The organism is Gordonia westfalica (genome assembly GCF_900105725.1).
GTDB lineage: Bacteria > Actinomycetota > Actinomycetes > Mycobacteriales > Mycobacteriaceae > Gordonia > Gordonia westfalica.
Map to the genome: position 1 here is coordinate 58,521 of NZ_FNLM01000034.1, position 20,607 is coordinate 79,127.

At 68.3% G+C, this 20,607-nt stretch carries 16 protein-coding genes and 2 pseudogenes; 3 read left to right on the forward strand and 15 right to left on the reverse strand.

Annotation, left to right across the window (positions count from 1 at the left end):
• Positions 1-80 precede the first annotated feature (80 nt).
• Both poxB and BLU62_RS05555 read right to left on the reverse strand, forming a co-directional pair.
• A complete protein-coding gene (poxB, locus tag BLU62_RS05550; RefSeq protein ID WP_074848562.1) occupies positions 81-1,817 on the reverse strand; it encodes a ubiquinone-dependent pyruvate dehydrogenase in 1,737 nt (578 codons plus the stop codon).
• 348 nt (positions 1,818-2,165) lie between these two features.
• On the reverse strand, positions 2,166-3,020 hold the full coding sequence (locus BLU62_RS05555; RefSeq protein ID WP_074848565.1) for an SDR family NAD(P)-dependent oxidoreductase: 855 nt from the start codon (positions 3,018-3,020) through the stop codon (positions 2,166-2,168).
• A gap of 223 nt (positions 3,021-3,243) precedes the next feature.
• Between BLU62_RS05555 and BLU62_RS05560 the strand changes: the two are divergent.
• Positions 3,244-4,105: pseudogene (locus tag BLU62_RS05560) on the forward strand (helix-turn-helix transcriptional regulator).
• On the opposite strand, the gene BLU62_RS05565 reads toward BLU62_RS05560, so the two are convergent.
• The gene (locus BLU62_RS05565; protein WP_074848567.1) at positions 4,063-4,686 is read right to left on the reverse strand and encodes a maleylpyruvate isomerase family mycothiol-dependent enzyme; all 624 of its coding nucleotides are present in this window, start codon (positions 4,684-4,686) and stop codon (positions 4,063-4,065) included. The pseudogene BLU62_RS05560 and the gene BLU62_RS05565 overlap by 43 nt on opposite strands.
• A 73-nt stretch (positions 4,687-4,759) precedes the next feature.
• Between BLU62_RS05565 and BLU62_RS05570 the strand changes: the two genes are divergently transcribed.
• Positions 4,760-5,197, forward strand: coding sequence for a MarR family winged helix-turn-helix transcriptional regulator (locus BLU62_RS05570; RefSeq protein ID WP_074848569.1), 438 nt, complete (start codon positions 4,760-4,762; stop codon positions 5,195-5,197).
• Here BLU62_RS05570 and BLU62_RS05575 read toward each other — a convergent pair.
• The 10 genes and pseudogenes from BLU62_RS05575 to BLU62_RS05620 all read right to left on the reverse strand — a co-directional run bounded on the left by BLU62_RS05575 (position 5,188) and on the right by BLU62_RS05620 (position 14,755).
• Positions 5,188-5,814: a GyrI-like domain-containing protein gene (locus BLU62_RS05575; protein WP_074848571.1), complete on the reverse strand. Its 627-nt coding sequence runs from the start codon at positions 5,812-5,814 to the stop codon at positions 5,188-5,190. The two genes, BLU62_RS05570 and BLU62_RS05575, sit on opposite strands and share 10 nt — an antisense overlap.
• Before the next feature lie 39 nt (positions 5,815-5,853).
• Positions 5,854-6,657, reverse strand: coding sequence for an ABC transporter permease (locus tag BLU62_RS05580; RefSeq protein ID WP_074848573.1), 804 nt, complete (start codon positions 6,655-6,657; stop codon positions 5,854-5,856).
• Positions 6,657-7,640, reverse strand: a complete 984-nt coding sequence (locus BLU62_RS05585) for an ATP-binding cassette domain-containing protein (RefSeq protein ID WP_074848575.1) — start codon at positions 7,638-7,640, stop codon at positions 6,657-6,659. Before BLU62_RS05585 ends, BLU62_RS05580 begins: the two co-directional genes overlap by 1 nt.
• Complete coding sequence (locus BLU62_RS05590) at positions 7,637-8,149, reverse strand: GbsR/MarR family transcriptional regulator (RefSeq protein ID WP_074848577.1); 513 nt, start codon at positions 8,147-8,149, stop codon at positions 7,637-7,639. Before BLU62_RS05590 ends, BLU62_RS05585 begins: the two co-directional genes overlap by 4 nt.
• Positions 8,150-8,234: 85 nt before the next feature.
• Entirely contained in the window at positions 8,235-8,720 is a 486-nt protein-coding gene (locus tag BLU62_RS05595; RefSeq protein WP_074848579.1) for a PPOX class F420-dependent oxidoreductase, read from the reverse strand.
• Between the two features lie 26 nt (positions 8,721-8,746).
• On the reverse strand, positions 8,747-9,919 hold the full coding sequence (locus BLU62_RS05600; RefSeq protein WP_074848581.1) for a serine hydrolase domain-containing protein: 1,173 nt from the start codon (positions 9,917-9,919) through the stop codon (positions 8,747-8,749).
• Between the two features lie 84 nt (positions 9,920-10,003).
• Positions 10,004-11,314 (reverse strand): polysaccharide pyruvyl transferase family protein, encoded by a 1,311-nt coding sequence (locus BLU62_RS05605; RefSeq protein ID WP_074848582.1) that lies wholly within the window; start codon positions 11,312-11,314, stop codon positions 10,004-10,006.
• A 63-nt stretch (positions 11,315-11,377) separates the two neighbouring features.
• Positions 11,378-13,009, reverse strand: coding sequence for an FAD-dependent monooxygenase (locus BLU62_RS05610; RefSeq protein WP_074848584.1), 1,632 nt, complete (start codon positions 13,007-13,009; stop codon positions 11,378-11,380).
• 108 nt (positions 13,010-13,117) lie between these two features.
• The gene (locus BLU62_RS05615; protein ID WP_074848586.1) at positions 13,118-13,513 is read right to left on the reverse strand and encodes a PIN domain-containing protein; all 396 of its coding nucleotides are present in this window, start codon (positions 13,511-13,513) and stop codon (positions 13,118-13,120) included.
• Positions 13,510-14,755: pseudogene (locus tag BLU62_RS05620) on the reverse strand (MFS transporter). The gene BLU62_RS05615 and the pseudogene BLU62_RS05620 overlap by 4 nt, the downstream one beginning before the upstream one ends.
• Positions 14,756-14,854: 99 nt before the next feature.
• On the opposite strand from BLU62_RS05620, the gene BLU62_RS05625 reads away from it, so the two are divergent.
• The gene (locus tag BLU62_RS05625) at positions 14,855-15,736 is read left to right on the forward strand and encodes a LysR family transcriptional regulator (protein WP_074852708.1); all 882 of its coding nucleotides are present in this window, start codon (positions 14,855-14,857) and stop codon (positions 15,734-15,736) included.
• 24 nt (positions 15,737-15,760) lie between these two features.
• Here BLU62_RS05625 and BLU62_RS05630 read toward each other — a convergent pair whose 3' ends face one another.
• Positions 15,761-17,188, reverse strand: coding sequence for an FAD-binding oxidoreductase (locus BLU62_RS05630; RefSeq protein ID WP_074848588.1), 1,428 nt, complete (start codon positions 17,186-17,188; stop codon positions 15,761-15,763).
• A gap of 123 nt (positions 17,189-17,311) precedes the next feature.
• Positions 17,312-20,509, reverse strand: coding sequence for an ATP-binding protein (locus BLU62_RS05635; protein WP_074848590.1), 3,198 nt, complete (start codon positions 20,507-20,509; stop codon positions 17,312-17,314).
• Positions 20,510-20,607 lie beyond the last annotated feature (98 nt).

Consider the following 20,607-nt stretch of genomic DNA (forward strand, 5'->3'; position numbering starts at 1 on the left):
CGAGGGATCGAACTGGTGGGCGGGCCTTGTTGGGGGGACGGATCATCGCACCGCTCCTCGGAGGGCGACGAATATGAGCCTCAGTCGAACAACCGCCGGAACACGTTGGTCTCGGCGAGATCGACGAGTTCGTCGCCGCGGCCGGACATGACGGTCCGCAGAGCGTAGAGGGTGAACCCCTTGGCCTGTGCGGCGGTGATGGTCGGCGGGATCGACAGTTCCTGTCGGGCCGTCGTCACGTCGAGCAACGCCGGGCCGTCGTGGGCGAGGAAATCGTCGACGGCACCGGCGAGGTCGTCGGGTTGCTCGACCTTGCGGCCGTGGATGCCGACGGATTCTGCGAGCTTCGCGAAGTCGGGGTTCTCCAGATCGGTTCCGTAAGTGACGAATCCGGCCGCCTTCATCTCGAGCTCGACGAAGTTCAACGACGAGTTGTTGTAGACGACGATCTTCACCGGCAGCTTGTTCTGGGTGATGGTGAGCAACTCGCCGAGCAGCATTGTGAGTCCGCCGTCACCGGCGAGCGCGATGATCTGACGATCGGGGTAGGCGGACTGCGCGCCGATCGCCTGCGACACCGCATTCGCCATCGACCCGTGGTTGAAGGAGCCGATCAGGCGGCGGGCGCCGTTCATCACCAGATATCGCGCGGCCCACACGACAGGAGAGCCGACATCGGGGATGAAGACGGCGTCCGCGCTCGCCTTTTCACTGATGAGCCGGGTGAGGTACTGCGGATGGATCGGTGGCCGGTTCCGGTCGTTGTCGGCCAGTTCGTCCAGGCGACGGCGCGCCTTGGTGTAGTGGGCGAGTGAGGCCGTCAGGTGTTCCGGATCGCGGTCTGCCGAGATCAGCGGGAGCAGTGCGCGCACCGTGTCGCCGACGTCGCCGACCAACGGAATGTCGACCGGGCAGCGTCGCCCGATCTGTTCGCCGCGGATGTCGACCTGGATGATGGTCGCCTTGGACGGATAGAACTGCTGGTACGGGAAGTCGGTGCCCAGCATCAGCAGGGTGTCGCATTTCTCGATCGCGCGATAGCCCGACGAAAAGCCCAGCAGCCCGGTCATTCCCACGTCATACGGGTTGTCGTATTCGATGAACTCCTTGCCGCGTAACGCATGCACCACCGGCGCCTGCAATGCCCGGGCGAGTTCGACGACCTCGTCGTGTGCGCCCTGGACACCGGCTCCGGCGAGGATCGTGACCCGCTGGGCGGCGTTCAGCGTGTCCGCGGTACGGGTCACGTCCGCGTCGGTGGGGCGGACCACGCGCGGTACCTGGCGGATCGGAGCGCCGGCGCGCCGTTTGGGACACGGCTTGAGGAAAACCTCACCGGGGATCACGAGCACGGCCACGTCGCGTTGTTCGACGGCGGTTCGCAACGCGACGTCGAGCAGCCGCGGCATCTGATCGGGGGTGCTGACCATCTCGCAGAACGCGCTGCACTCGCGGAAGAGCTGTTCAGGATGGGTTTCCTGGAAGTAGCCGCTCCCGATCTCCGCCCCGGGGATGTGGGCGGCGATCGCGAGCACCGGGACACGGCTGCGATGGGCGTCGAAGAGTCCGTTGATCAGGTGGAGATTGCCCGGACCGCAACTGCCCGCGCAGACCGCGAGTTCGCCGGTGAGCGCGGCTTCGGCGGACGCGGCGAAGGCGGCGGCCTCCTCGTGGCGGACGTGTTGCCAGGTGATGGATTCGGTGGTGCGCAGGGCGTCGGTGAGACCGTTGAGGGAATCGCCCGGAAGCCCGTGCACACGCTGCACTCCGGCACGTTCGAGCTCTTCGACGATCCTCTCGGCGACTGTTGTCGGCATGGTGATCCGTTCGGTCGAGTCGGTGTGCTCCCCACTGTAGACGCGACTCGAGCGACAGCGACCTGGTCGAACTCTCTCGCGCGGTGAGTCTCGGCGTGTCCGCCGGTATCACCGGTGACCCGATCTGTCCACGCCACCGCGCGGTGAACCACTGCGGGAAGTCGGCTTCCTGACGAGCGGGCGGTTCGACGAGCCGGACCACCTGCAGATCGTCGGGGACCTCGCCGGACGTCTCGGGCCAGCGTCGGGATGGTCGTCGGCTGATCGTCCGGGCTTCTCGGCGGCCGAATCTGCTTCGGTGCTGCGACTTCGATCGAGGTCGCATCACCGAAGCGGAGTCGCATGGACTCAGTCCTGGTTATCGGAGGTCACCGCGAGTTCTTTCGCGGCGTCGAACTCGGTACGCAGCGCCTCGAGGCGGGCGTCGGCGAACTCGAGGGAGTCCGACCCGAGGAGCTGGTGCATCGGGGCGCCGCCCGCGACGGCGACGGTGATGATCGCCGACGCCGCGCGGGCCGGCTCGCCGAGCTGGGTGCCGGGCATCGCCTGGTGTGCCCGGGTCATCTCGCGGATGGCGGGGTAGGCGTCGACCGTGGACTCCGGCAGGCCCAGCGACGTGGGTCGCAGGAAGTCGGTCCGCATGTATCCGGGTTCGATCAGGTTCACGGCGATGTCGAAGTCCGCGACCTCGGCGGCCAGCGACTCGGTGAGACCTTCCAACGCGAACTTGCCGGCGCAGTACAGGCCCCAACCGGGGAAGGTCGTCAGACCGAGGATCGACGACACATTGATGATGTGGCCGCTGCGGCGTGCCCGCATCTGTGGGAGCGCGGCGCGGAGTACGTTCCAGACTCCGAAGATCTGGACGTCGAACATCTCGCGGGCCTCGGCGTCGGTCACTTCCTCGACCGCGGTGAGGAAGCCGTAGCCCGCGTTGTTGACGACCACGTCGATGCCGCCGAAGTGTTCCCCGGTGGCCGCAACCGCGGCCTTGACGTCGGCCTCGTCCGCGAGCGAGACCTCAAGCGGGAGAAGGCGGCTCGTGTCGACATCGGCAAGAGCGTCGGTCAGCCGACCGGAGGAGCGAGTGGTGGCCGCGACGTTGTCGCCGCGCTGCAGCAGCTGCGTGACCAGCTCCAGACCGAGGCCGCGCGAGGCGCCGGTGACGAACCAGGTTGCCGGACGATCGGTGGGGTAGCTCATGATCTCTCCTGTGGGTTGGGCTGGCTTCGATACGGCTCCGCGCAAGCTCGGGGCGCCTACTCAACCAGCGGGTTCGCGGCCCGTCTCTCGAGCCGGTGACATCAGAATCCCGCGTCGAAAGGCCCTGTGGGGAGCCATAACTGACCATCCCGTACCCAGGATCGGTCAACCTAGGACTGCAAGACCCAGGCACGGCGCACAACGGACGCGCATGATGGTGGGCATGGCCGATCTGAATCGAGAACTCGCGGACTTCCTCCGCCGTGCTCGTGCCGCGCGCGACCCGCAGGAGGCCGGACTCCCCGACGACGGGCGTGTCCGCCGCGTCAAAGGGTTGCGGCGCGAAGAGGTGGCCCTACTGGCCGGGGTGTCCACCGACTACTACACGCGACTCGAGCAGGGCCGGCGTATCGTGCCGTCGACGCAGGTCATCGACGCGATCTCGCGGGCGATCGGGCTCGACGACGTGGGCCGCACCCACCTGCACGACCTCGTCTCGTCGACGCGGACGCCCCGGGCGGCGGCGCAGCGCGTCCGCCCCGGCACTTCGCCAGCTCCTCGATTCACTCGACGCACATCCCGCGCTGGTCCTCGGCCGCCGGACCGAGGTGCTGGCAGCCAACCGGATGGCGTGTGCGTTGTTCGCCGACTTCGAGCGCATGCCCGGACGTGAACGGAACTATGCACGCTGGATATTGCTCGCCGACGACGCGCGGAACCTGTTCGTCGACTGGGAGTTGCAGGCCCGCAACGCCGTCGAGAGTCTTCGCCTCGAGGCCGGCCGGTCACCGGAGGATCGCGACGTCATCGAACTGGTCGGGGAGTTGTCGGTGTCGAGCCCGGAGTTCCGGCGGTGGTGGTCGGAGCATCAGGTCCATCAACGCACCTTCGGTTCCAAACGGCTCGTGCACCCGGTCGTCGGCGAACTCACCGTCGACTACGAGACCTTTGTGCTGCCCGGTGACAGCGACCAGGCGCTGTATCTCACAACGGAGCCGGGATCGCCGTCCCGCCAAGCGATCTCGATCCTCGCGAGCTGGAGTCAGCCGGCGCGGGAGCCGGAGTCCGAGCCGTCGGAGGGGTGAAGGGGGCTCGCCGGGACCCGCCCACCGAAGCACATCAGCAGCTCACGGATCGGCGCTTCGACGACCCGCCCCGACCCGACCGCGAAGTCGACGTCGGTGGCCACGAAGCGTAGACCCCGATTGTGGCGACGGGCGAAGAAGGGGAACGTCATGTCCCAGATCTCCTGTGCCGCAGTTGCTGCGGCGTCGACCGGCATCGGACGATCGATCCCGAGCGGAACGGTGATGTCCTGGCCGTGCAGCAGGGAGTCGATGAGGGGTGCTCGCTCGTTGGTCCCGAACGGGTGGCGACGTGACCCGACCATCGCACGCAGTTTCTCCGCGGCCTCGGGTGGAGTCGTCCGGTCGCGGATCGCCATTTCGCGGATCATCGTGTTGAAGCGGAAGCCGTATCGGATGGCCTCGGGGAACACCTGACGCGCGTCGGCGTGCGATTGCGTGAGGTGCACCGCGACGTCGCGCACGGTCCAGCCCGCGCACAGCGATGGCGTGGCGAGATGCTCGTCGGAGAGGGATTCGATCAGGGCGGCCAGGTCGATTCGCTGTTCGTCGACGTGGTTCCAGAGAGTGTCGCTGTCCATGACGTGTTCCCGTTTCCGAATTGGTCAGGATGCCTGACCATATTAGTCAGGATTCCGTACTAAAGTCAATGGCATGCCCGACGAACTGCCGGCCCTCGGCGTCCTGATGTTCGTGGCCCACCGGTCCATCGAACGGCGGGTGATGGCGCGTCTCGCCGACGCCGGGGCCGACGACATCACCCTCGCGCAGAGTCGCGTGGTTCAGCGGCTCGCACCCGAGCCGATGCGCCTGACCGATCTTGCCGAACAGGCGGGCGTCACCAAGCAGACCGCCGGTGGCATCGTCGACCAGCTCGAGGCCGCGGGTTACCTGATGCGGGTGCCGGATCCCTCGGATCGCCGGGCGCGACTGGTGACCCTCAGTGACCGCGGCGTCGAACTGTGTGAGATCGCCGCGCAGGAGGTCGAGGCCGTCGAGCGGGAATGGCGTGACCACCTGGGTGCCGACGACTATGCGGCGCTGGAGAAGTCGCTGATTCGTCTGCGTGAGATCACCGACCCCTATCGCTGAGCCCTCTCGACCGGCTGGCGCAGGATCGTGCGGAGCTTCTCCGGTGCCACCTTGCGGAAGTCGCTGAAGTAGATCTCGTGGTGGTGTCCGCTCATGCGCAGGTCGTTGTCCGGGATGAACTCATGGTGCATCCGCTCCAGGACGGGTGCCTCGTCGTCGAAGGAGCCGAGGTGCAGGGTCTGCACGCAGAGCCCCTCGTCGAGCGTGGCGGTGCGCAGGTCATCGAGCCGGGGCGGTGGCTTCTTCGCGCCCACCGTCGCGATTGCCGCGGTGATCATGTCGTCGGGCAGCCACTCCGGCACCATGATCATGAGGGTCCAGCTCCACCGCGACTTGTCGCGGGCGCCGGTGAACACGCTCATGTCCTCGGCCCACCATCGGCCTTCGAGCGGCGGGACCACGTAGTCGCGTGAGAGTCCGCGGCTGCTGGCGAACTTGAGCTTGTAGGCGACCGGGTACAGGGTCTCGATCGCGGCCGCGAAATCGGGGGAGCTGTTCGGGTCGCCGTCGCCGTCGACCATGAGGTACCGCGTGGGCGGCACCTCGAGGATGCGGAACTCGCCGCGCCTGGCCTGATAGGCGTCGAGTGTCTTCTTGAAATCGACCTTGTCGCTCACAGGGTTCCGCTCCGGTCGTCGGCTGGGTGTACTGACCTGCTAGGAGGTGATGGCTCGCCGTTCGTAGGTGCGTAGGGTGAGCCAGTACGATACCGCGCCGATGCCCAGGCTCCAGGCGATTGCCGCGATCACGCTGCCGGTGGGAACCGTTGCGGCGGTGAGGGCTCCCCGTAGGACTTCGGTGACGGGGGTGAACGGCTGGTATTCGGCGAACTGCTTGATCCCGACCGGGAGGGAGTCGGCGGGAACGAAACCGGTGCTGAGGAACGGCATGATCGTGAGGAACATCGGCGAGTTGCTGGCCGTCTCGACGGTGTCCGCGGCGAGCCCCAGGTAGATCGCCAGCCAGATCAGGGCGATCGCGAACAACACGGTGACGCCCAGCGCCCCAAGCCATCCGAGCGGGTCGACGGTCGGCCGGAAGCCGAGTGCGATCGCCACCGCGAGGACGATCGCGATGCTGAACAGGGCCTGGATGAGGCTGGCGAGGACGTGTCCGACGAGCACGGATGATCGTCCGATGTCCATCGTGCGGAAACGGTTGATGATCCCCGAGGTCATGTCCATGGCGACGACGATCGCCGAACCCTGCACCGCGGACGCGATCGTCACCAGGATGATGCCGGGTACGACGTAGTCGAGGTACGCGGTACGTCCGGTGGCCCCGGTGGTCGTGGTCATCCCGGCGCCGAGCTGACCGCCGAAGACGAAGACGAACAGCAGGAGGAAGACGACCGGCAGACCGACGAGCATGATGGTCAGCGACGGGTACTTGATGAGGCGCCTGAGGTTGCGGCGCAACATGACCCGCGAGTCGCTCACGGCATACGTCAGTGTGGTCATCACGCGGCTCCCGATGTGTCGGTGTCGGTCTCGACGGGCTCCGCCGGTGCCGAGCCGGTGAGAGCGAAGAAGACGTCGTCGAGGGTGGGTGTGTGGACCTCTACGTCGGTGACCGTGACGTCGGCGGCGTCGAGGAGGTTGAGCGTCGTGCGGATCGTCGACACCGTGTCGTCGGTGGCGATGTCGAGTCGGCGTGACTCGACGATCGGCCGTGCGGAGGGGAGCAGCCGTCGGGCGGAGTCGAAGGCGTCGTCGTCGGGGAACTCCAGACGCACCTCGGAATCGTGCACCCGCTTCTTCAGTTCCGTCGCAGTGCCTTCGGCGACGATGTGCCCGTGGTCGAGCACCGCGATACGGTCGGCGAGTTGGTCGGCCTCCTCGAGGTACTGGGTGGTGAGGAAGATCGTGACGCCGTCGGCGGCGAGGCCGGTGATGATGTCCCACAACACGCGTCGGCTACGTGGGTCGAGTCCGGTCGTCGGTTCGTCGAGGAAGATGACGCGCGGGGTGGAGACGAGCGTCATCGCGAGATCGAGGCGGCGACGCATACCGCCGGAGTAGGTCGAGACCGCGCGATCGGCGGCGTCCACGAGATCGAACTGCTCGAGCAGTTCGTCCGCACGCCGACGACCCGGCGCGCGTCCGAGGTGCCGCAGATCGGCCATCAGGGTCAGGTTCTCGCGTCCGCTGAACAGATCGTCGATGGCGACATACTGGCCGGTGACGCCGATGATCGAGCGCACCGCACGGGCCGCGCTCACCGTGTTGTGGCCGTCGATGGTCACCGTGCCGGCGTCGGCGGAGAACAGGGTCGAGGCGATGCTCACCGTCGTCGTCTTGCCCGAACCGTTGGGGCCGAGCAGTGCGGTCACCGACCCGGCCGGGACGGTCAGGTCGATACCCTCCAGAACCCGGTGGTCACCATAGCTTTTCGTGAGTCCGCGAATGAGGATCTCGGCGCCGGTGGTGTCGGTGCGGGTCATGCGCGCTGCCCTTCCGGCGGGAGACCGGGGATCTCGCCGGCGGCGATCAGCACCTCGCGTTCCTTCTGCCACTCGGCGTACAGCGCCGGGATCCGGTTGGTGAGGAACTCGGTGAACGCGGCGATCTCGCTCAGGACGGCGCGGCGCTCCGGGGATGCGTCGCGAAGGACTTCGAGCCCTTCGCGTGCGATCGCCCCCAGTTCCTCGTACTCGGCGTTGTCCATCCCGAGGCCGCGTGCCGAGGTGATGTCGATCGAGATGCGGTCCATCCGTTCACCGGCGGCGCGCGACCTCTTCACCTGGCCGACGGACTCCAGCGTCGTGACGGCGTTGGTGATCGCCGATCGGCTGGCGAGCAGGGCGTCACTCAGTTCGGCGATCGTCGGGGCGGGCGGGTCGCACACGGCCAGATAGCCGAGTACGCGTCCGACCATCGGTGGATAGCTGTACCGGCGCGCGCAGAACCGCGCCATGTGGTCGGCGAAAGTCAGTTGCGCGTCGAGTGTCATGCGTCACAGTGTGCGCTCATGACTGAGATAACACAAATGTGTGTCATCTGGGGCTTCGACGGAGCTCAGCCGGCGGAGGGGGAGCTCAGCCGTCCTGTGCGTCGAGCTTGGCGGCGACGTCCGCGGGGAAGCCGCCGGTGGCGATGGGACCCCAGTGGGTCGGGGTGACGCGGATGAGCGACTTGCCCTGCAGGCGCATCGCGGCGCGGTACTCGTCCCAGTCCGGGTGCTCGCCGGAGATGCTGCGGAAGTAGTCGACGAGGGCGTCCTCGGCCTCGGGCATGTCGAGGACCTCGGCGTCTCCGTCGACCTGGACCCAGGCGCCGTTGAACTCGTCTGACAACACGACGACGCTCGCCACCGGGGTGTTGCGGAGGTTCGACGCCTTCGCGCGACCCGGGTAGGTGGAGATCACGATGCGACCGTCGGCGTCGACGCCGCCCGTGACCGGTGACAGCTGCGGGCTGCCGTTGGATCGGACGGTGCTGAGGATCATCTTGTGCCGCGGCCGGATGAACTCCAGTAGTTCGGCTCGGTCGACGGAATCGGCTTGTGCAACGGTTCTGGCCATGTCGACGAGCCTACGCCGGAGAGTGCTCACGGCAGTGCGGCGATCAGACCGGCGAGGATCGCCGACACCGGTGGCTCCTGCTTGCCGTCGACGGTGATGTCGTCATCGCTGTTCACCAGGATGATGATGGTCGTGTCGGAGTCGTAGTCGTGGAACAGCGACGAGTTGAAGCCCGGGAAGTCGCCGTCGTGGCCCCACCAGCCGTCCCGGTTGCCGATACCGATGCCGTAGCCGGCGGTCGCGGTGTTCGGCGGGGGAGACGTGAGGATCGAATCGCGGCGCAGTTGCTGCGTCGACGGGTTGAGCACGCCCCGGCCGGTGAACAGGGCGTCGCCCCAACGCTGCAGATCGTCGAGGGTCGAGATGACCGCGCCGGCGGTGAACGCGAACGAGGGATTCCAGTTCGTGGAGTCGACCGTCTTCCCGGCCGGCTGCCCCTGGTTGGTCACCCCGTTCATGTGCGGATCGGCGATCTCCACGGACCCGCCCGGCCACGACGAGTCGTCCATGCCCAGCGGACGGAAGATCCGTTCGTCGAAGACATCGCGAATCGGTTGCCGCAGGACCCTTTCGATGAGGAGTCCCAGCAGTACGTAGTTGGTGTTCGAGTACTGCCAGCCCGCCCCGGGGGCGAAGGCCGGTGGCAGCGACTTCGCGGCGTCCACGAGTTCGGTTGGCGGCCAATCGTATCCGGGATCGGCGAAGAACCTCTGCGTGAAGGCGTCGGACAAGGTGTACGACGGGATGCCACTGGTCATGTCCGCGACCTGACGGACCGTGGCGTTTCCGTTGGGGGCATCGGGGACGTACTTGCCGATCGGATCGTCGAGTGAGACCCGCGCGTCCTGGACGAGCTGCAGCAGAATCGTCGCGGTCATCGTCTTGGTGAGCGAGCCGATACGGGTGTGATCGGCGGCGGTGATCGGCCGGTCCTGTCCCTGGACCGCCGTACCTGCCGTCCCCGTCCAGATGCCCGCCGGCGAGATCACGCGTGCGATGACGCCGGGGAAGCCGCCCGAGGTGTGCAGGTCGTCGAGCACCTTCTGGAAGGCGGCACCGCTCTCGGCCGACACCGATGTCGGGGTGGTCGATCCTTCGGAAGCCGACTCGGACGGCGAGCAGGCGGCGACGCCGAGAGCCGCCACCACCCCGAACACCAGAACTCGCAGAACGGATGGGCGCGCGGGCCGACTGGTCATCCGGTGATCTTCTCGCGTCGACGACCCGAATGGCAGGGCCTCGGCCGGATCTGGCGCAGAATTCGTGCCGGCCGGTGCGAGATCTCAGGCGCGATACGCGAACAGCGGGGCAACCGGATAGATGTCGAGTGCGGTGGCGACCTTGGCGTCGATGGCTCGTTGCCGGTGCGCCGTGCCGAACCCGCCGGCGGTGGGCCGATCGGGGATCGTGTATCCCGAATCGGCGACGGTCCAGGCGGATCCGGCCTCGACGAGAGAACGGTGCTTGGTCGAGTAGTAGACCGGCATCGGCACGATCGCGACGCCGGAGTCCCCGGCCGCGGCCGCGATCAGATGCGGGTGGAATCGGGTGCTGATCCACGTGTTGCCCTGGCCGGCGGGCAGGCCGTCGCGCCAGACGTCACGGAAGTTGAGGATTCGCGCGCCGTCGAGACGCGAGCCGAGGCGGAACGGGACCTCGTAGTCGTGGCCCGGGATTCCCTCGATCACAGTGACCGCCGATCCCGGGACCTCCCAGGCGTCGAGGGTGTCGTTCACGAACGCGGCGAGTGCATCCACCCCGGATCCGCCCGGCCCGGTGAACTTCTCGGTGAGGTCCGATTGCAGGCAGAGCACGACGCCGCTGCCGTGCCCGGGTGTGTCGGCGGGGCCCTCGTCGCGGTAGATCGCCTGTTGGGGACGATGGAGTGCGAGCCAGGCGTCGTCCCCCGAATGCCGGGCGCCGACGACTCCGTCGAGCGCCTCCGCCGACGCGATGTCACGGACGTCGACGATGTCGAAGGCACCCAGCGCGGTGACCATTGCGGTCCACGCCGGTTCGTCGACCGTGGGCACCAGTCCCTGGCCGGTCGCCACGACCTTCGCTCCCGTCCTGCCGGAGATCGTGGCGGCTGCCACGAGAAGCGAAACATGATGGGGCCACACGGTGTTCACATATCCGCCGCCGAGGAGGTGGATGGTGGTCGCCGAGTGGAGGAGGTCGATGCCGGCGGTCAGGCGCGGTGCCAGCCCGGAGTCGAGGACCGCGCGGCCGACCCACGACCACGGGGCGTCTGGCTCGGTGTCGGAGTCGGCGGCGTAGTTCGTGAGCTGCCACAGTGTGTCGACGACGAGCAGGTTCGGGTGTGCGTCGCCCATCAGCGCGGACGCCGACCCGGGACTGTGGCAGTCCAGGATCACCCTCGCCTGGGGACGGACGCGCGCGAGGTGGCGCAGCCAGGTGCCGGCGATGAGTTCGTCGCCGTAGTTGGGGTATCCGGTCGGCGCGATCAGATAGATGACCTCGCCGGAGCCCAGGGCGCGACCGACATAGGACTCGCCGGCCCGGCGCCGTGCCGATGCCCCGACGCGGTTCGCCAGCGCGTGCACTCGCCCGACCTGCCCCCATTTCGTCATGGTGAGAGATTACGGTGGCGGGCCGGGAGAGTGCGTCGGCGGTCCGTCAGTGCCGATCCCGTTTCATCTGAACGTGGTACGGAGGTACTTGACAACCGCGGCGGCGTCGTCGATCGGGCCCCGGTAGCCGAGGTAACCGTCGGGGCGGATGACGAAGGCCGTCGAACCGTCCGGGAGATACCCCTGTGCGAACAGCCCCTCGGTGTCGCGGAGCAGCGGCAGCTCGGTGCTGCCGACCTGCGCGGTGGGCGCCGCGACCACGTGGGCGGTCAGATGCCCGTGGGCCGCCGCGGTGACCTCGGCGGCGAGGGATTCGAGCACGGCGACGTCCTCGGCGCCCGACGTCGCGTCGGCGTACAGCACGAGCGAGTGGTCGACACCTCCGAGCAACGAGAACAGCCGGAGAGGGTGATTCACCGATTCGCGACCGAGTCCCGCGGCGTCCGGCGCCCGCTCACCGGCCCGCGGTGCGGCCGGCGAGCCGGGAATCGTCGAGCCCGCGGCGATCGGGCTGTCGGCGTAGGAGATCAGCAACTGGGCTTCACGGCGTGTCACGAACTCGATGTCGGTGGAATCGGTGCCGATGCCCTCCCGCGCGTCGCGGACGGTACGCCCGACGACCTCTTCACCGACCGGCCGCCGTTCCAGGTCGTAGCTGTCGAGCAGGCCGGGAGCCGCGACGCCGTCGACCGCGAGGGCCAGCTTCCACGCCAGGTTGTGGGCGTCCTGCACACCGGTGTTCATGCCCTGGGCACCGGTCGGCGGATGGATGTGGGCGGCGTCGCCGGCCACGAACACCCTTCCGCGACCGTAGGAGTCGACGATGCGGTGGCTGATGCGGAAAACCGACGACCAGCGCAGGTCCGACACGGTGGCCGGTTCCGGTGACAACCGGTCGACGACGGCCTGGATGTGCGACAACTCCGGCGTGCGGGTGCCCTCGAAACCATGGGCGACGCCGTCGCCGCCGGAGATCTCACCGACCGCGAGCTCGTCGGGCACGAGCATCGACATGCGATACCGTCCCCGCCCCGGGAGCGGGATGCACACCAGCAGGTCGTCGGTGGTGCCGTCGTCGGCCTGATGCATCGCGCGGATCGCGTAGCCACGCGGCATCGACCAGTCCACGGCCACGTCGCCGAGCATGTACTGCTCGGCGAAGGCGCCGCCCTCGAAGCTCAGACCCAGGCCCTTGCGGACCGCGCTGTGCGCGCCGTCGGCGCCGATCAGATAGGCGGTGCGGACCGAGGTCTCGCCACCGTCGGCGTCGGTCAGCGTGACCGTGACACCGTCGGCGTCCTGATCGAACGCCGACAGTCGCACACCGCGTTCGATCTCGAGGTCGAGGTCGGCGAGTCGGTCACGCAGGACGCGTTCGGTGGCGTACTGCGGCAGCAGGTGGAATCGGAAGGGCACGTCGGCCGGGGTGGACAGGTCGACCCGGGACACCTGAGAACCGTTGACGTACACGAACTGTCCGCGCATCTCCATGCCCGCGTCCAGGATCGCTCCGATCACGCCCATGCCCTCGAACACCTCGAGCGTGCGTGGCTGGATCCCCACGGCTTTCGCGTACTGCGGAGGTTCGAGGAGGGGGTCGACGATCCGGACCCGGACACCTCGCCGGCGGAGTTCGATGGCGGCGGTCAGGCCGATCGGTCCCGCTCCCGCGACCAGTACGTCGACGTCGTTCATGGGTGCCCTTCGTCTGTCGGTGTTTGTCGTGGCTCGGATGGGATTATTCGCCGAGGGAGCGACTCAGGGTGCGGTACTCGAGATTCATGGCACAGCATCGTCGCGGGCTCAGCGGGGGATCGACGACGGTCCGAGGGTTTCGGCTCCCAGCGCGGTGACCCGGGCGCGGAGTTCGCGATCTGCGGTCACGACCACTCGACGACGGTCAGGGTGTCGTCCGACGACCTCCACGATCGTGTCGTCGCCCGACGCCGGCGCCTCCACAACCGTGACGTCTGGGATGGATGCGATGCCCCGCGCCCTGCCTTCCACGACGAGCACGATCGCGAGTGGACCGGGCAACGCGTCGAGACCGGGGGAGGCGAGCGGCGCGAGCCGATCGCGCAGGCGCTCCGCCGCGCCCCGGCGGTCCCGCCACCATCCGTCCGGCACAGATCCGACTACGTTCGCGCCGTCCACGACGAGCAGCGGGACGTCGAGACGGGACTGCGTCGGATCGGTCATGACCCCATGAGCCCACGGTCGGCGCCGTCACGCAACCCCGACGCCCCTCGACGGTGCTCGTCACGCCGTCGAATCCTGGTCTCCACGAGCCACAATCCGCCTCCGGCGACCGGAAACGCGGCGCCCAGGACGCAGACGGCCGACCAGCCGGCGGATGCGAAGGCGAGAACCGAGAGGATGCTGCCGACCGACCCTGCGGCGAAGTAGGTGGTCATGTATGCGGTGTTCAGCCGACTCCGGGCGTCAGGCCGCAGTGGGTAGAACACGCTCTGATTCGTGATGTGCGTGCCCTGGATTCCGAGGTCGAGGAGAGCCAGACCGAGGCCCATCGCCACGATCGAACGCTCTCCGGCGGCCAGCAGCAGGAAACTCGCTGCCGTCGCGCCGAGCATGAGACCGGTTTGGCGGTGTCCGTATCCGCGGTCGACTCCTCGGCCGGCCCCTCGTGCGGCGAGCGCACCGGCGACACCGGTGAGCGTGAAGAGCCCGATGCCGGCGTCCGACCAGTCGTATCGCGGCCCGGCGAGCACGAATCCGATGCTGGTCCACACCACGCCGAACGACGCATAGGTGAGCATCCCGTAGCCGATCCTCCAGCGGAGCACCGGCTCTTCGGCCACCAGACGAACCACGGATCGCAGCAAGGCGCCGTAGGTCAGCTCGGTGGTCGGTGGACTGGTGGGCAGCGCGGCGACGGCGATGCCCGCGACCGCCATCAGGACCGCGGCGGTCAGAAAGACCGTACGCCAGCCGGCCACCTCCGCGATCAGACCGGCGACCACCCGCGACAGCAGTATCCCGAGCAACAGACCGGTCATCACGTTCCCGATGACGCGCCCACGTTCGGCGTCCGGCAAGTGTCGCGGCGAGAGGGACGAGAAGCTGGCCGACGACCGATCCCGTACCGACCAGGACCGCAGCAGATGCGAGTATCTGCCAGGACGGCGCGCACGCCATGATGGCCAGACACACGCCGGTGCCGAACAGTATCGCCCACAACAACTTCCGTCGATCCAGGAGGTCGCCGAGCGGTACGAGCAGGGCGAGACCGATCGCGTAGCCGACCTGGCTTGCCGTCACGACAAGTCCCACGCTCGTCGTCGAAGCGTCGAGATCGTTCGCGATCAGGGCGACGATGGGCTGCGCGTAGTAGCTGTTGGCGACGACGAGTCCGGATACGAGCGCCATCAGGAGAACGGATCGCCGACTCAGCGAAGGGGTTGCCGTCGTGGAAAGTGCCATGCATCGATCGTTGGCGAGGAATATTCAACTGTCCAACAGATAGATCCAATGGTCTCCAGCGACTGGACCGATGAATGGCGTGATGGATACCATCCGTCGATGGAACTCCGGCAGTTAGAGCACTTCCTGGTGGTCGCCGAGGAGGGGAACTTCACTCGCGCAGCAGCTCTCGTGCACATGTCGCAGTCGGCGCTCAGCTCCTCGATACGTTCTCTGGAGCGGCAACTGTCGGCGGAGCTGTTCGAGAGAACCACACGACGTGTGCTCCTCACCGACGCGGGCGTGGCGTTACGTGATCACGCTCGGCGGATCATCGGCGAGGTCGCCGCGGCGCGCCTGGCGGTTGAATCCATCACCGGCGTCGATGCGGGAACGATCGACATCGGAACCGTGCAGACCTTCACCGCGATCGACCTGCCCGCGACGATGGCGCTGTTCCATCGTCACCATCCGACGGTGCAGATGCGCCTCCGCGAGGCGACCACCACCCAGCTCATCGAAGCGCTGGTCGAAGGGGAACTTGACCTGGCTTTCGTGGCTCTCGACGCGACGCCACTGCACACCTCCCTGACGGAAGTGGCGAGATACGACGAGCCGCTCATCGCGATAGCGGGTCCCGAGCACCCGATCTCGGTGAAACGCAGGGTCGGCCTCGGCGAACTCGCCGAGCACGGCTTCATCGACTTCGAGGCCGGTCCCGGTCTGCAGACCGTTGTGGCGGACCTGTTCTCCGCCGCGCACGTTCAGCGCGAGATCCCCTGTCGTGTCGGTGACATGGGTCGGCTGGTCGATCTCGTCCACCATGGTCTCGGTGTCGCCGTCGTACCGGCTCCGGTGGCGCACGCAGCGAACGGGGTGGTGGCCGTTCCGTTGGACACGACCCCGCCGGCCACTCGGTCTCTCGCGCTGTTGTCGAGGACCGGAGGACCGAGTAATCCTGCTGCGAAGCGGTTTCTCGGCCTGCTCGACCATCCGCGCTGACCGGAGCCCGATTGACGGCCCGGGTCAGTTGATGTCGCTGTGGCAGAACCTGCCGTGCGGGTCGAGCGTCGCCTTGATCTCCAAGAGCCGACGACGGTGCTCGGCGCTGTAGGCGTCCGCGGCGCGGCCGGCCCGTTCGGCTCCCGAGGTGAAGTTCAGGTACGTCGCGCCGGTCACGTAGGGGGCGAGTTCGGTACGGGTGACACGCAGCGTCGATTCGACGGCCAATGCCACATGTGGGTCGGGGACCACCGAGATCAGTTCCAGCAGGAACCTTCCGGAACGTGCCCGGTCGTTCGCGGCCCGGGCGGCTCCGCGGGCGATCGCGCCGCCGGCGTGGCGGATCTCGGCGGACACGATGAGCGGGGCCGAACCCGGTGCCGGACGGGCGCGCACGGCGATGACGTCGATCGCCGCGTCGTGTAGGTCGTCGAACCATTCGGTGGTGACCATGGCCGCCATCGGTTCGGTGGGGTCCATGCTGATCGCATCGGCGGCGGCGAACGGCATCTCATCCCACATGTCGACGAGCGGGGTCTTCCATGTGCGCCACTCGTCGACGATCGCGCGACCGGCCGCGGGGTCACCGGACCAGCATCCGCGCACGACCGCGAAACTGCCGCCGCGCAACGGTTCCGGGACGTCCTCGGTGGGCGGGAGATTCAGGATGGTGACCGACGAGGTCAGTTCCTCCGATTGTGCCGGGGCCCAGTCGCGGAACCGGCGCAGGATCTCCTCGGCGTCGGCGGCCGGATAGAAGAGGTTGCCCGCGTACACGGTGGTGACATCGGCGAGAGCGATCTCCATCGAGGTGACGACACCGAGACTGCCGGCACCCCCGCCCTTCAGGGCCCAGAAGATGTGCGGGAAGCTCGCGTCGCTGACGCGGATCGGGGAGCCGTCGGGTGTCACGAGGTCGAAGGCGCGCACGGCGTCCGACCCCAGACCGAAGCGACGGCCGAGCCAGCCGAAGCCGCCGCCGAGCGTGTAGCCGACCGCGCCGACGATGCTCGACGAACCCATCAGCGGTGCGAGTCCGTACGGGACCGCGGCATCGAGCACCATCTTCCAGGTGGCACCGGCGGCGACACGGGCCGTCCGCGTGATGGGGTCGACGGTCACCGCCGTGAGACGTGACGTGTTGATGAGGAGGCCCCCGTCGGCCGGAACGCCGGTCCCGTGACCGGTTGCCTGGACCGTGATCCGCAGATCCTCCTCGCCGGCGAAACGCACGGCTTCGACGACATCGAAATGGTTCTCGGGGAGCGCGATCACCGACGGTCGGTGAGTGACGAGTCGGTTGAATCCGGCGCGCGCCTCGCGATAGCCGGTATCGCCGGGGCCGAGGACGTCGCCGGCGATCCGGTGGCGCAACTGTGCGAGCACCGAGCTGCGGGTGCGGACGGTCAGTCGCTCGGGTCGGCCGGTCGGTGAGGTGGGTATCGCGGTCATACGGTGAGTCCTCGGGTGTGGCCGGCATCGCCGGCGGGCGTCTGATCTGGTTCCGGGCAGGGCCGGGTTCGGAATCCAGACTCACCGGCGGTTCTTGGGGGCGACTTGAGGCGGACTTGGGCGTCAGGCCGGCGGGGACACGCCCCACTCCGCGGCCAGCGCGTCGACCCGTTCGACCAGGGCTTTTGCCTCTTGGGCCACGGCGATGTCGCGAGCACGTCCGAGTGTTGCGCCGAACACCGCGGCCGGACGCCCGTTGGCGTACTCGTAGCGGGCGCGGACGAGAAGGCGGTGTGCGTCCCCGTAGTGCTCGCCCGTTCGCTCGGCGAATTCGTCCGCCTGGTCCAGGAGAGCGGCCGCATCGGTCAGCTTGCCCGCGGTCACCAGGATCTCGGCGTGCAGGCCGAGCCAGAATCCCTCGCCGGTGCGCGGATGGTCCGGGCTGCCGGGTTGACCGGTCGCGGGTCCGCCGGCGTCCAGCTGGTCGATCCGGACCAGTGCGTCGTCGATGTCACCGGTCATGGCGCGCGCCCACCAGTACATGCGTTCGCCGCCGCGACGCAGGTACACCAGCGGTCCCGGCCCGTCGGAGTCGATGATCTGCCCGGCATCGAGCGCCCACTCCGCGTCACCGATCATCGCGGCCGCACCGACCGCGAAGATCGCGGTGCCCAACCGGGATCGGGGGTCCGGGCGCGCATCGGAGATGGTCCCGAACAGCGACCTGCCGGCGTCACCGCCGAGGTGGATCGTGGCCGTCCAGGCCCGGAAGCCGCGCGCCATCATCAGCTGGTCGTCGCGGAGCCCGTCGACGTCGTCGATGGGGCCGTAGGTGTCCAGGATGCGATGAGCCGCGCCGAAACTGCCGCGCGTGAACTCGTCGATCCCGGCGACCTGCATGCCGAGATGGACGACCACCGGATCGTCGGACCGCTCGGCCCGGGCGCGCAGATCGTTCGCGAGCCGGTGCCCGGTACGTGCGTCGGCGACCTGGATGTGTGCGGCGCAGCGGGCGTAGTCGAGGGAGGCCAGTAGTCGCCGGTCCCCGAGCGACGTCGCCAGTGTGCGAGCGCGTTCCTGGAGGTCGGGGTCGGCGGCGAAGTAACCGTGAGTGGCGACCTCGCCCGCGAGCTGGGTGGCGATCGCCCGGAGTTCGGCCGGTTGATCCCCGGTGGCCCGCGCCAGCGTCGACGCATCGCCGAAATGGCGTTTCGCGCCGTCCAGATCGTATGTGCGCAGAGCGATGTCGCCCGCGGTCAACAGGGCGCTGGTGGTGCGCTCACGGTCGGCGAGCGGACCCGCCGACCACAGGTGCCGCGCGACCCGGGTGACCGCGTGCGGTGACGAGTTGCCGGCCAGGGCGTCGGCGATGGCGAGATGGATGCGTCGCGCGCGCATCGAGGGGATCCCGTCGGCGATCGCCTCACGGATGATGTCGTGACTGAAGCTGAACCCGAACGGATCATCGGGACCGAGATCGATGACCCCGGCGGAAGCGGCGGATTCGAGCGTGTCGAGCGCCACGTCGACCGGCCGTCCCGCCGCGGTCGCGAGCAGCACCAGGTCCACCCGCGTGCCGATGAGGGCGGCGATGTCGAGCAGCTCGGTTGTCTCCGCGGACAATCCGAGTAGACGCTGACGGACCACGTCGCGCACCCCGGACGGTACGGCACTACTCACGATCGACCCCTGATAGGCGAGGATCCGTGCCAGTTCGCGGACGAAGAAGGCGTTGCCGCCGGTGCGCCGCTCGATCGAGCTCACCGTGGCGACCTCCGGCCACTGCTGGGTCTCGCGACGGATCAGCTCGGAGATGTCGTCCCCGCGGAGCGGTCCGACCCGGAGGCGGCGATGTTCGGGCAGCCGCGCCAGCGTCGCCAGGGTCGAGGCCACGACGGGGCGGTGGGTCGGGGACCGCAGCGACGCGAAGAACGTGACGCCCGGCGTGCGACGGGAAACCATGTGCGCGAACAACTCCAGGGATGCGCCGTCGGCCCACTGGAGGTCGTCGAGGACGATGATCAGTTTCGAGGTCTCCGCGACGCCGTCGAGAAGGTCGGCGGCCTGGTCGTAGAACTGGAAACGTGCTGCGGCATCGGGCATCTGACGTGGCGGCGGGATCACGTTGACGCCCTCGGTGACCATGCGGCCGAGCGAGCTGTCGAGGAGTCGCTCACGGTCGGCCGGATCGAGTTGGGGGAGTACCGTGCCGAGGATCTGGACCCACGGCCACATCGATGGTGCCGCGGGATCGTCCACGCATCGGCCCCACAGGACCCGCAGTTCGGCGGCGCCGGCCGCACGCCGTCCCGCTTCGTCGATCAGCGCCGTCTTGCCCGCTCCCGGTTCGCCTTCCACCACCACGACGCCGCCGTGGCCGGTCATCGAGGCGAGGACGGCTCGGTGCAGTGCGGCCAGTTCGTCGGTGCGCCCGACCAGCGACGGCGCGTCGTCCGAGTGGTCGAGGGTCTCGGCGTCGAGGGGATCGGTGTCGGGAGTGTCGGGGGCCGGGGTTCGCGGTGCCGCGATGGCGTCGCGCGGTGCGACCGGCGCGTCGAGGTGAGGGGCGTGATCGAGGATGTCGCGTTCCAGATCGCGGAGTCGTGGGCCCGGGTCCACGCCGATCTCCTCGGCGAGGATGCGGCGGGCGTTGGCGATCGCGCCGAGCGCATCGGACTGCCGGCCCAGCCGGTACAGCGCGGTGGCGAGGAGGACCCAGAGGCCTTCGTCGAGTGGCGATCGTTCGACGGCGCTGTCGAGTTCGGTGACCAGTAGACGATGGTCCCCGGCGGCCATCCGCGCCTCGAACGACATCTCCCGCGCGGCCTCGAGCAAGCGGTCGAGCCGGTCGGCCGCCTCGTCGCGGAACGCCAGCCCCTCGAACTCCGGGAGGAGTGGACGGTAGGACTCGAGGACCGTCTGCAGGAGCGGGGCCGCGGCTGCGGTGTCGCCCTGCTGCATCAGGGTTCGCGCCGAGGCGAGATCCGTGGCCAGCCGGCGCAGGTCGACCTGGTCGGGTGTCGTCGGCAGGCTGTAACCCGTTCCGTGGGTGAGCAGCACGGTCGAGGGACTGCGGGGCTTGCGGTCGGGTTCGAGGGCCTTGCGCAACCCCGAGATGTAGGACTGCAGTGACACTTCGGCGCGCTCGGGTGGCGAGTCGCCCCAGATGCCCTCGATGAGCCGGTCGGCGCGCAGCGGCGCGCCCTCGGCGAGGACGAGCTGCGCCAGTGTGGCCCGCTGCTTGCGGGTGCCGAGTTCGACGGGATCGGAACCGATCTGGGCGCCGAGCCCGCCCAAGACCGTGTACGAGAGTCCGAGCATCAGCGTGAGTGTAATGGTCTGCGCACCTCCGGGGCGGGGTACTGGACCAGGTCCGACCCTTCGTCCGACATGCACGCGGGAACTGTCGGTGTCGGGCG

Coding starts and splice junctions, on each gene's coding strand:
- BLU62_RS05635 (WP_074848590.1), bottom strand. CDS start 20,509: ATGCTCGGACTCTCGTACACGGTCTTGGGCGGGCTCGGCGCCCAGATC.
- BLU62_RS05625 (WP_074852708.1), top strand. CDS start 14,855: ATGGAACTCCGGCAGTTAGAGCACTTCCTGGTGGTCGCCGAGGAGGGG.
- BLU62_RS05610 (WP_074848584.1), bottom strand. CDS start 13,009: ATGAACGACGTCGACGTACTGGTCGCGGGAGCGGGACCGATCGGCCTG.
- BLU62_RS05605 (WP_074848582.1), bottom strand. CDS start 11,314: ATGACGAAATGGGGGCAGGTCGGGCGAGTGCACGCGCTGGCGAACCGC.
- BLU62_RS05585 (WP_074848575.1), bottom strand. CDS start 7,640: ATGACCCGCACCGACACCACCGGCGCCGAGATCCTCATTCGCGGACTC.
- BLU62_RS05615 (WP_074848586.1), bottom strand. CDS start 13,513: ATGACCGATCCGACGCAGTCCCGTCTCGACGTCCCGCTGCTCGTCGTG.
- BLU62_RS05590 (WP_074848577.1), bottom strand. CDS start 8,149: ATGACACTCGACGCGCAACTGACTTTCGCCGACCACATGGCGCGGTTC.
- BLU62_RS05565 (WP_074848567.1), bottom strand. CDS start 4,686: ATGGACAGCGACACTCTCTGGAACCACGTCGACGAACAGCGAATCGAC.
- BLU62_RS05595 (WP_074848579.1), bottom strand. CDS start 8,720: ATGGCCAGAACCGTTGCACAAGCCGATTCCGTCGACCGAGCCGAACTA.
- poxB (WP_074848562.1), bottom strand. CDS start 1,817: ATGCCGACAACAGTCGCCGAGAGGATCGTCGAAGAGCTCGAACGTGCC.
- BLU62_RS05580 (WP_074848573.1), bottom strand. CDS start 6,657: ATGACCACACTGACGTATGCCGTGAGCGACTCGCGGGTCATGTTGCGC.
- BLU62_RS05555 (WP_074848565.1), bottom strand. CDS start 3,020: ATGAGCTACCCCACCGATCGTCCGGCAACCTGGTTCGTCACCGGCGCC.
- BLU62_RS05570 (WP_074848569.1), top strand. CDS start 4,760: ATGCCCGACGAACTGCCGGCCCTCGGCGTCCTGATGTTCGTGGCCCAC.
- BLU62_RS05600 (WP_074848581.1), bottom strand. CDS start 9,919: ATGACCAGTCGGCCCGCGCGCCCATCCGTTCTGCGAGTTCTGGTGTTC.
- BLU62_RS05630 (WP_074848588.1), bottom strand. CDS start 17,188: ATGACCGCGATACCCACCTCACCGACCGGCCGACCCGAGCGACTGACC.